The 10,923-nt window shown below is 27.3% G+C and carries 9 protein-coding genes, 1 tRNA gene and 1 other RNA gene; 5 read left to right on the top strand and 6 right to left on the bottom strand.

Features of this window, described 5'->3' with window-relative positions; translation table 4 throughout:
• Window positions 1-40 precede the first annotated feature (40 nt).
• The 5 genes from HTZ87_RS02400 to HTZ87_RS02380 are packed head-to-tail and all read right to left on the bottom strand — an operon-like array spanning window position 41 to window position 4,850.
• Window positions 41-550, bottom strand: a complete 510-nt coding sequence (locus tag HTZ87_RS02400; protein WP_174892971.1) for an adenine phosphoribosyltransferase — start codon at window positions 548-550, stop codon at window positions 41-43.
• Window positions 551-573: 23 nt separating this feature from the next.
• A complete protein-coding gene (infB, locus tag HTZ87_RS02395; RefSeq protein WP_174892970.1) occupies window positions 574-2,379 on the bottom strand; it encodes a translation initiation factor IF-2 in 1,806 nt (601 codons plus the stop codon).
• On the bottom strand, window positions 2,355-2,657 hold the full coding sequence (locus tag HTZ87_RS02390; protein ID WP_254616012.1) for a YlxR family protein: 303 nt from the start codon (window positions 2,655-2,657) through the stop codon (window positions 2,355-2,357). Before HTZ87_RS02390 ends, infB begins: the two co-directional genes overlap by 25 nt.
• Complete coding sequence (locus HTZ87_RS02385) at window positions 2,647-4,410, bottom strand: NusA N-terminal domain-containing protein (RefSeq protein ID WP_174892968.1); 1,764 nt, start codon at window positions 4,408-4,410, stop codon at window positions 2,647-2,649. The genes HTZ87_RS02390 and HTZ87_RS02385 overlap by 11 nt, the downstream gene beginning before the upstream one ends.
• 8 nt (window positions 4,411-4,418) lie before the next feature.
• A complete protein-coding gene (locus tag HTZ87_RS02380; RefSeq protein WP_174892967.1) occupies window positions 4,419-4,850 on the bottom strand; it encodes a ribosome assembly cofactor RimP in 432 nt (143 codons plus the stop codon).
• A gap of 221 nt (window positions 4,851-5,071) precedes the next feature.
• Between HTZ87_RS02380 and HTZ87_RS02375 the strand changes: the two genes are divergently transcribed.
• Window positions 5,072-6,163 carry a M42 family metallopeptidase gene (locus HTZ87_RS02375; protein ID WP_174892966.1) on the top strand — a complete coding sequence of 364 codons (1,092 nt, stop codon included), beginning with the start codon at window positions 5,072-5,074 and terminating at the stop codon, window positions 6,161-6,163.
• 25 nt (window positions 6,164-6,188) lie between these two features.
• Here the strand turns inward: HTZ87_RS02375 and HTZ87_RS02370 are convergent, their stop codons facing one another.
• Complete coding sequence (locus HTZ87_RS02370; RefSeq protein WP_174892965.1) at window positions 6,189-8,177, bottom strand: hypothetical protein; 1,989 nt, start codon at window positions 8,175-8,177, stop codon at window positions 6,189-6,191.
• A 148-nt stretch (window positions 8,178-8,325) separates the two neighbouring features.
• On the opposite strand from HTZ87_RS02370, the gene ffs reads away from it, so the two are divergent.
• From ffs to HTZ87_RS02350, 4 genes are all read left to right on the top strand, one after another.
• Window positions 8,326-8,419: signal recognition particle sRNA small type (gene ffs / locus HTZ87_RS02365), an RNA gene on the top strand.
• A 9-nt stretch (window positions 8,420-8,428) separates the two neighbouring features.
• A complete protein-coding gene (locus tag HTZ87_RS02360) occupies window positions 8,429-8,911 on the top strand; it encodes an NUDIX hydrolase (RefSeq protein WP_174892964.1) in 483 nt (160 codons plus the stop codon).
• A 46-nt stretch (window positions 8,912-8,957) separates the two neighbouring features.
• Window positions 8,958-9,034 (top strand) — tRNA-Arg (locus HTZ87_RS02355).
• A gap of 94 nt (window positions 9,035-9,128) precedes the next feature.
• The gene (locus tag HTZ87_RS02350) at window positions 9,129-10,916 is read left to right on the top strand and encodes an ABC transporter ATP-binding protein (protein ID WP_174892963.1); all 1,788 of its coding nucleotides are present in this window, start codon (window positions 9,129-9,131) and stop codon (window positions 10,914-10,916) included.
• The last annotated feature ends 7 nt before the right edge of the window (window positions 10,917-10,923 follow it).

The raw sequence follows: 10,923 nt of genomic DNA, 5'->3' as shown, positions 1-10,923 counted from the left end.
AAAAAGACTCAGATCGCTGAGTCTTTTTTAATAAGTTTTTTTAAACTTCAATTAATGAAACAACTTCAATATCGTTGCCAATTAATTTTCTACCATTTAATTCTTTAAGTTCTAAAAGAACGATAACTTTAGTAACAATAACACCTTGTGATTCAAGCAATTTAATAATTGCTTTTGTTGTTCCTCCGGTTGCAAGAACATCATCAATAATGACTGCTTTTTGTCCTTCTTTTACAAAACCTTTTTGTAATTCTAGTTTGTTACTTCCGTATTCTAAATCATACTCCATTGAAATAACTTCACCAGGTAATTTGTTTGGTTTTCTAACCATAATAAATGGTTTTTTTAATATTGTAGCAGCCGGTGTTCCAAATAAGAAACCACGAGCATCAGGACCAACAATAATGTCAGCATCTTTTGCGTATTCTGCTATTTTAGTAATTGTGTAGTTTAAGGCTTCACCATCAGCTAATAAAGGAGAAATGTCCTTAAATATAATTCCTTCTTTTGGAAAGTTAGGAATATCTCTAATTAAATTTTTAATTTCCATACTAATTAATTTTACCTTAATTTTTAATTTATTCTTACATCTTCGTAAAATTCTAATACGTCATCTTCTTCAATATCGTTGAAGTTTTTAATGTGTGTACCAAAGTCTTTACCTTTAACCACTTCTTTGGCATCATTTAATTCTCTTTTTAAACTATCAATAACACCTTCGTGAACTAATTTTCCTCTACGGTAAACTTTTACTTTAGCTTTTTCTTTAACTAAACCAGTGTCCATCATAGCACCAGCAATTTTACCTACTTTTGAGTAGAAGAATACTTTAATAATGTGAGCTTCACCAGTTTTACGTTCTTCGTAAATAGGTGCTTTTTCACCGTCAAGCATAGATTGACAGTCTTCAATAATTTTATAAATAACATTGTGTTCAATAACAGTAATATTTTGAGCGGCAGCATTTTGTTTAATTGTTGAAGGAGTTTTTAAGTTGAATACAAATATAATAGCGTTTGATGCTTGAGCTAATAATAAATCACTTCCACTAACATGACCAGCACTTGCTGAGATAACTTTTATAGTAGCTTCTTCGTTTTCCATATTAGATAATTGACCTTTTATAGCCTCACTTGTTCCATGAACGTCACTTTTAATAATAACGTTTATAACTTTTTTACCTTCGGCATTAATTGCTTCAACGTTTTTATGGTGTAATAAATCCATTTTATCAGCAAAAGCTTTTTCGTTTGCTAATTTTTTAGCAAATTTTTCATCATTAAATCCAATGAATTTATCACCAGCATCAGGAGCATAATTTAATCCTGTAACAACACCTGGTTGTCCTGGTTCTATTTTTTCTATTTCTAAACCGTTAGCATTAGTTATTTTTCTAATTCTACCGTATTTTGAACCTGCAACAATGAAGTCACCTTTGTATAAAGTACCATTTTCAACTATAACAGTTGATACAGCTCCGGCACCTTTATCAATTTTTGATTCAATAACAGTCCCGATTGGGTATCTTTTTGGGTTTGCTTTAAGGTCTAATATTTCAGTAAGTAATGTAATTTCATCAAATAAATCAATTAAACCTTCACCCTTAAGAGCTGAACCGTAAACTATTTGAACATCACCACCATATTCAGGTACGATAACTTCTTGTTCTGCTAATTCACCTTTAAGTCTATCTAAATCTTTATTTGGTTTATCCATTTTATTTACAAAAACAATTAAAGGAACATTAGCCGCTTTAGCGTGTGTTATAGCTTCGATTGTTTGAGGCATAACACCATCATCAGCGGCAACAACTAATATAATAATATCAGTAACTTTTGCACCACGAGCACGCATTTTTGTAAATGCCTCATGACCTGGTGTATCTAAGAATGTTATTTTTTTGTCTTTATGTTTAATTTGGTATGCACCTGTATGTTGTGTAATACCACTTGATTCTGTTTCTACGACGTTTGTATTTCTAATTTTGTCAATTAATGTAGTTTTACCATGGTCAACGTGACCCATAACTGCGATAATAGGACTACGGTTAATTAAATCTTCTTCTTTATCTTCGAAGTTAACTTCGTCTAAGAAGTTTGAACCATCAATATTTGTTTCTTTTTGGAAATCTAAATTATTTTCAAGACATAATTCTGCTATTTCTTCCTCATCTAAAATGTGGTTTAAATTGTACATTTTACCTGCCATGAAGAATTTTTTAATTATATCGTTTGAATTAATTTTTGTCGCTTCCGAAAAGTCACTTATAGACATTTTACCTGTGAAGATAAATTTTCCGTCTTTGATTTCTGTTTTTGTAGTTTGTAATTGTTGCTTAATATCATGAACATTACTTATTCTGTGTGTTTTTTTAGCCATAAAAAGACCTCCTTTAATTGTTGCTCTATTTCTAAATAATTATCATTTGAAATATTACTTTTAAAAACTCTATTTAAAGCTTTTGTTTTTTTGATTTTGTTTCAGTTTTCTTCTGATGGTATAAAATACGCTCCACGCCCATTTGATTCTCTTTTTAAATCTAAAGTTACTTTGTTTTCTGTTTTTACGTAATTAAACCTAATTAAATTTTCAACATCAATTATTTGATTTGTTGCAATACATTTTCTTGTGAAATTACGATTAATCTTATTCTTCATCTCACTCATCATCAATTTCACTTAAATCAAGATCTAAGTTTATACCACCATAACTAACTAAGTCAGTATCAACTGTGAAGTCCTTAATTTTTTTGTATTCTTCAATAACTTTTTTCTTGTTTTTGCTTGTTTCTTTGTTTGCTGATTCGTTTGAATTTGTTTCATCGAATTCTACATCTTCTTCATTTGCATATGGATCAGACATATCTTGATCGTAATATTGTCCTAATTCATTAACAAAATCGTATGAATCATTTGTTTCTTCAAATTCAACACCGTCATTTAATTTTGATTCTAATTCTGAAAATACATCATCAAAATTAAACGATTTATCAGTTTTTTCAGTTCTTTTTGGTGTTCTAGTATTGCTACTATTTTTAATAGATTCATTTTCGTTAGCAAATGTTTTCTCTTCGTTAGATCTTGTTGATCTCAAGAATTCACTAACATCTTTATCAAATTCTTCAAATTTTAAATCAATGTCTTTGAAATAATTGTTTGATTTAGATTTTTTATGTGCCATTTTATTTTCGCTATGTGAAAATAGTGGTTTATCGTACTCTCTAGCTGGTTTGTAACCTGATTGATTAAATGGAATTTTTCTTCTGATTGCTTCATCTACTGTAACAATGTTGATTTTGTTTTCAGTTAATTTAGAAGCTAAATCATTATTTATACCACGTTTACCAATTGCTATTGTTATGTTATCTTCGTCTACAACTGCAAAACATTGACCTGTTTTTTTATGAATTGCAATATCGATTATTCTTGCTGGTGAAAGAGCGTTTATAATGTAATCTTTTCTATTATCAGAATATCTAATAATATCTATTTTTTCACCTAAAAGATTTGAAGCCGCAATAATTCTTTTTGCACCTTCACCAAAGATTGATCCAATGATATCGAAGTCAAAATTCTTATCAGGGTTAGCTTCAACAGCTACTTTAGTTCTAATACCTGGTATTCTTTGAACTTTTTTAATAATAATGTCACCGTTAGCGATTTCAGCTATTGTTTCTTTTAGAATGTTTTCAACTTGGTTAGGTTTAATCATTGATACTTCTAAAACATTTAAAGTACTATCATAATTAACTTTTTCTAAAATAACATTAACATATGAACCTGGGTGTAATTCTTTAATTCTTGTTGCTTTATTTTTGTTTAAGTGTGATGTATATACATTATTTTCATCATCAAGTATTTCAACTAAAAATCCACCTTTTGGTAAAGCGTGTTTAATTTTCCCGTCAAATTCTTTTCCGATTTTATCATCAAAAACTTCTCTAATTCTTTCTTTTTCTTTAGCTTTTAATTCAGATTTAAATCCGTTATTGATTGCAGTTTTTTGTCTTTGTGTTAAAGCACTAAAATTAAATTCAATACTTATATTGTCACCATATTTTACATTTGGGTTTATTTTTTTAGCATCTTCATAATTCATGCTAATTAATCTTTGTTGATCGAAGTTTCAATCGTTATTATCATCAAATTCGATTTCAAAACCTTCTTCTTCAACACTACCAGCGACATTAAAAATAGTAATTGTTTTTTCTTCGTGGTTAGGTTCTCAAATGATTTGAGCATCAGGATCAATATCTCTTTCGAAAACTTTTTGAGTTTCGTTTCTAAAAATCTCTAAAACTAAATCAAAACTAAAATGATGTTTTTCAGCATAACTTTCAATTATTTCGTATCAGCTTTTTTTCTCTGAAATTAATTTAACATCTTCTTTTTGTGTATCTTTTTTTGCCATATTTTCCTTTAAAATTTAATATATAGTTCAGCGTTTAAAATATCTTTTTTATCAAAAACAATTTTCTTAAATTGTCCTTTTTTGTTTCATGAACCTATAAAACTATCATTATTATCTTCAAGTATTTTTACAACAAAAATATCTTGTCCATGGTATGATTTTTTAAGTTTTAAAGTTACATCTTTATTTATAAATTTATCTAATTGGTTGATATCTATATTGGTATCAAAACCTTTAGATAAAACCTCTAAATAGTGGTTATCTGTAAATCACTTTTGTGATTCTAAAAATAATGAAACTTTTCTAGAAAGTGCTTCCACTTCTTTAAGATCTGTGTGATTTACCACAACCTCTAAAGTTGGCCCAAAATCATTTTGAATCATTTTTGATTCTAAAATAACATCTCCAAACTCTGTTGCTAAAATTTGTTTATAATCCATTAAAAACTCCTTTAAAATAACAAAGAGCTGTGCGATGCACAACTCCTTTTTTTACATAACTAATAGAAGTATTATTATTATATCATAAAGTTGCTTTTTAAAAAGTAAATCTATTGTTGTAAAAATAATATTTTAATGTTTTATACAAAAATGTATTTTTAGTGATTTAAAATTCTTTTTTATCTAAAATAAAGTGTAAAATATATTAAAAAAGGAGATATATGGATAAAAAATATGTAAATTTAGCTCAAAGACTTAAAAAATATATGTCAATTGAAGCAATTTCAAGATTCGAAGAACCAGTCGTTGATGAATTAAAAGCAAACATTAAAAAGGGTGCTTTTGAAATTCAAAGAGATAAAATGGGTTCAGTAATTTTCTTTAAAAAATCTAAAAAAGAAAATGCACCAAAAGTTATGTTAGCAGCTCACATGGATGAAGTTGGTTACATGGTTAGAACAATTAAAGATAATGGTAATTTAATGGTTACACCAATTGGTGGTGTATGAGCAAATACAGCTATTGGTACAAGAGCAGTTGTAATTTCATCAGAAACAAATCAAAGATTTGAAGGTGTTTTTGGACACACAAGTATCCACATTCAAACACCTGAAATGTATAAATCAGCAGTTAAAAATGATGATTTATTCGTTGATTTAGGTTTTAAATCTAAAGAAGAAGTAGAAAATGCAAAAATTAACATCGGTGATAAAATTTTCATGACAGGTGAATATGTTGAATTAGCTAACGATTTAGTTGGTGGTAAAGCAATGGACAACAGAGCAGGTGTTACTGTATTGGAATTTATCGCAAATAATATTGCTGATTTAGAATTAGATGCTGACGTTTACTTAGTCGGAACTGTTCAAGAAGAAGTTGGAACTCGTGGTGCAAAAACATCAGTTTCAATAATTAACCCTGATGTTGCTTTTGCGGTTGATACAGGTGCTTCACACGATACAACAGGAGCAAAAGAAGGTACACCAGTTTTAGGTAAAGGTGTAAGTATTTTAGTTAAAGATTCAGGTACATTACCAGATCCAAAATTAATTAATTACTTAGATGAAATTTCAAAAGAAAAAGAAATTCCTACATACAAATATGTTGCAGGAGGAGGTGGTACTGACGCTGCAGAATTACAATACGCACCAGGTGGAGCAGCTGTTATGACTATTTCTATTCCTCAAAGATATTTACACAGCCCAATCGGTGTTGCGTCATTACTTGATATTCAAGCAACAATTGATTTAATGACAGAATTTATTAAGTCATATTCAAAAGAAACACACGAAGAAAAATTAGCATATAAATAATGAAAAAACTCACGTTTGTGAGTTTTTATTCATCAATTTTAATATTAATTTTAAGTTTGTTAGTTTGCAATTGTTCAGTTGATGTTTGATTTGCTTCTTTAAGCTCTTTTAACTTATTAATAATCTTTTGATTATTTTCATTATCTAGTGAGAAGTAAAAATCATAAACAAATTCGTTAATTAAAGCTTGTGTGCTCATTCAAAAAACAAATTTTAAGTCTTTGTTAAATAAAATACTTTGGAATGAGTTGTTTTTAATTACACTATTTTCATGAATACCTGAAGAGAAGAATAAGTTTAATTCATTAGTTTGTTCATTAAATTCCGCTCTTGTAATTGTAGGTTGATAAATCTCAATAGGTAAATATTTTGTTGCTTGTACAAATTTTTGTACATTTTTATTATTTAAATCACTTGGACTAATTAGATCCATAATTGATTGTAAATTATTTATATCTAAAGTAACTTTAAAGAAATTATTTAATTCTTTTGGTAATAGTTCACTTAAGTTAGTCTCATTTGACTGAATTTCAGTATCTTCTTCATCGGCAAGTACAAACTTATTATCTTCATTTTTAGAATAAGTTGTTATATAAATATCCTTGTTTACAAGTCTTTCAAGACCGTTTTGATCTCTTAATTTTTGAGTAACATAAGCTGTGTAAAAATCTTCTGAAATAACATTATTTAAAATATATTTAGAATCAGTATATCTATTTTTAATATTTTCTGAATTAAAGAATTCATTAACATCTTGATTTTCTTGACCTATTTTACTTAAAATTTCTTCTTTTGAAGAAGTTAAATTGTATATTTCAAATTCTGGTATTTGTTTATTATTTTCTGTTTCAGAATCTACAGGAGTTTCGCTTGCAGGTGTTTCAGGATTTGAAGCAGACGGTTGTGGTGTTCCATTTCCTTCAGGTGTTGTTGATTCCGCAGGTGTTTCGCTGCCTTCAGGTGTTGTTGGTTTCACATGTGTTACAGGTGTTTTAGGTTCAACTGGAACATTAATTTTTTTAATATTAAATCTATTTGTTGATACACTTCAAAGCTTTTTATCTTCGTCAGAAAAAACATATTTTTCACTTAATTGGTTTTTAAAAATATCTACCATTTGGTTAACTACATCTAAAACTGTAGTATTTAATTCTTTAGTTGTTTCTTCATTAAATACAAAATCTTCTTTTGCCATTTTAGCTAAAAAATTATCCAAATTAGCCTTGTATTCATCACTTTTAGCATTAAATGTTTCTAAAATTTGTTTAGTGTCTTGATCTAAGTTTTCATATCCACTAATATCATCAGCATATTTTTGAGCTGCGTTTTTAATTGGGTGTAATGAAAACATTCTTAATATACTGTTAAAGTCTTTTATTTCTTTATTTAAGAAAGTTAATGATTCTTCGCTAAAAATACCGCCTTTAGATCAATATTGTCTATATATATTCAAAATTTGTAAGTAAAAATCCATTTTAGTATTGATGCTTTTAAAATCAAAACTATTATCAGATTTAATTACTTCGTATTCTTTATTTATACCATCGAGTAAATTCGCTTTGTTTTCGTTAATTTTAACAAAATAATCATATAATTCCTTGTTTTCGGATTTAATATTTTCAACATTTTTTTCATTTTTTAAATATTCAATTAAATCTTGCTTAAATTTATTATTAAGATTATCAGCAAATTTAGTGTAATTATTTTCTACTAGTAAATTTAATTGAGATAAAACTTCATCATTTTTATTAAAAATATCTACTGGATCAGTACTTTCTTTTTTATCTTCGTTTCCATCAGGGTTAGTGTTTCCATCTGGGTTAGTGTTTCCGTCTGGATTTGTATTTCCATCTGGGTTAGTGTTTCCGTCTGGATTTGTATTTCCATCTGGGTTAGTGTTTCCGTCAGGATTTGTGTTATTGTCGTTATTAGTTGAACAACTCGCACTTAAAGCGACTATACTTGAAAGTGGTATTGCTCCTAATAAAAAACTTACTATTTTTCTATTTTTCATAACTAGAATTATATATTAATATCGCTTATTTTAAGTTATTAAATATAAATTATGAAAAAGTTTAATTACTTAAATTTTCCTTAAAATGTTAATGTCCCAAATAAAAACTTATAAAAAAACAGCAATTTAAATATTTAGATGATATAATAATAAAGCCATCTAAACAATAACCCACTAACTTGGTCAGGACAGAAATGTAGCAGCCATATGAGGAAGTGTTGTGTTAGTTGGTCTTTTTTACGGAGGTTTTTATGGATATTATTTTTGAGATCGAGAAAAATAAAAAATTTAAACTTAGAGTAGGTGCTATTTTAATTCATAAAAATAGATTATTAGTAGCTTACGATGAAAATAATACATATTATCAATATTTACCTGGTGGCAAAGTTGGTTTTGGTGAAAGTTTTGAAGAATGTATTAAGCGTGAGATAAAAGAAGAGTTAAATCTTGATATTAAATCTTTAAAAGAATTTTGTTTATATCAAGGATTTTTCTTCAACCAGTATGTAAAAAAAGATTATCATGAAGTTTCGATGTATTATTTAATTGAAACCGAAGTTCAACCTTGATTCGAACAAGAAGATGTTTATTTTTATGAAGGTGAACGTAAACTTGTTTTTAAATGAGTAGATATTAATGAATTAAACAAATACAATGTATTACCTAAAAAAATTGTTGATAAAATTAAAGATGGTAATTTTAATTTCAACTTAATAACTGAAAATAATTATTAAAAAATATTTTACTAATCTCTATTATTGTGGTAGAATATTAGTACGTGGTCGCGTAGCTCAGCAGGACAGAGCACGAGCCTTCTAAGCTTGTGGTCAGAGGTTCGAATCCTCTCGTGATCGCCATTTTTTTTATACCTTTTTTGAGATTTTTAATAATATTAATTTATAATTTAATACATTAATAAATAAAAAGTGTTTATTCATAAAGGAGTCTAATATGGTCAAAATGTTTAAAATTCTACCTAGAAAAATAAAGTTTGAGATGTTTTTTTCTTTCATTTTAATTTTCTTAAACGTAGTTATAATGATGTTTGTTCCTGTTTTAATATCACAAATATTACCATTATTAATTGGTAAGTCAGAAGTTTATAGTGTTATCGTTTTTAAACAGTCAATTTATACATCTACCGACTATAAATCAACGTTAACATTTTTAATTTCTACAATTATATCGTTGATACTTGCTTCAACTTTTATTACTTTAGTTTCTACCTATACTTTAGTTTGAGCAGGTGAAAAAGCCTCTAATTTTTATAGGGATTCTTTATATAAAAAGTTTCAAACTTTAAGTCTTAAAGATATTTCAGACATAACAATCGCGAGTTTAATAACTAGAATTAACGATGATGTCGCAATGTTTTGAGACTTTTTAGTAGGAGCTGTAAGCATTTTAATTAAAGCTCCAATGTTTGTTATTATTGGTTTAGTATTTGCCTTTACAACTGATTTAGAGCTTACATGATCTATTTTAGCCGTGATTCCTATATTAGTTATATTTACATTTTTTATATTTTTCAAAGTTGTTCCTATCATAAAAACAGGTAGAAAAAGGTTAGATAATTTAACCAATGCTGTTAGTGAAAATATACTAGGAGCTAAATTAATTCGTGATTATAATTTACAAGATCAACAATTAAATAAATTTAAAAATACAAATAATGATTTATTAGTTAATTCAAGAAAAGTTATGAAGTTTTTCACTTTAGGGCAACCGTTTTTCTTTTTTGTGGTTAACTTTGTTATTTTTCTAATTTTCCTTACTGCATTTTTTATTTTAAAAAATAATCCTGACACTAATATAAAACAGTTAATTGCCAAAATTAATACTTTTATTGAATTTGAGTTTATGATTGCGTTAGGTTTAACTATGTTTAGTCAATTCTTTGGTTCATTCTTTAGAGCTAAAGTATCTTCAAATAGAGTTATGCAAATACTTAATTATGAGAGCGAAAAGATTAAAGTTGTAGATGGAATTAGATTAGAAGATAAGCCTAATTATTCTTTAGAATTCAAAGATGTGTCATTTAAGTATTTTGAAGAATCAAAAGGCTGAGATTTAAAAAATGTTAGTTTTAAATTAGAAGAAGGACAAACTTTAGGAATTATAGGACCAACTGGTTCCGGAAAAAGTACAATTGCAAATTTAATTGTTAATAATATGTCTTATTCAAATGGAAATATTTTGATCGATAATAAAGAATTAAAAGAAATTAACACTAATGATTTAAAAAGAAATGTAGGTATTGTTTATCAAAATGCGTTATTATTTTCAGGAACTATTGAATCAAATATAAGATTTTCAAAATCTGATGCAACAAAAGAAGAAATTGATTACGCTTTAGAGTTTTCATGTTCTAAAGACTTTGTAAACTCGTTTGAAAAACAATTGCAACATGAAGTTTCTCAACAAGGTAAAAACTTATCTGGTGGTCAAAAACAGAGATTATCTATAGCTAGAACATTACTTATAAAACCAAAAATATTAATTTTAGATGATTCAACTAGTGCATTAGATAATTTAACAACAAAAACATTAATTAATAATATTTCTAAGAAAAACTCTTCAACTAACGTTGTTATTTCACAAAAAATATCATCTATTAAAAATGCTGATAAAATAATTGTTTTAAATAATGGTGAAATAGTTGCAGAAGGCACTCACCATTACTTGCTAGAAAATTGTCAGTGATATAAAGAGATTAGTGAAAACCAATTAGAACAATAGAAAGGAG

The sequence above is a fragment of the Mycoplasma sp. OR1901 genome (assembly GCF_013348745.1).
Classification (GTDB): domain Bacteria; phylum Bacillota_I; class Bacilli_A; order Mycoplasmatales; family Metamycoplasmataceae; genus Mycoplasmopsis.
Note: the sequence above shows the minus strand (reverse complement) of the source record. Positions and strands in the feature narration are given on the sequence as shown.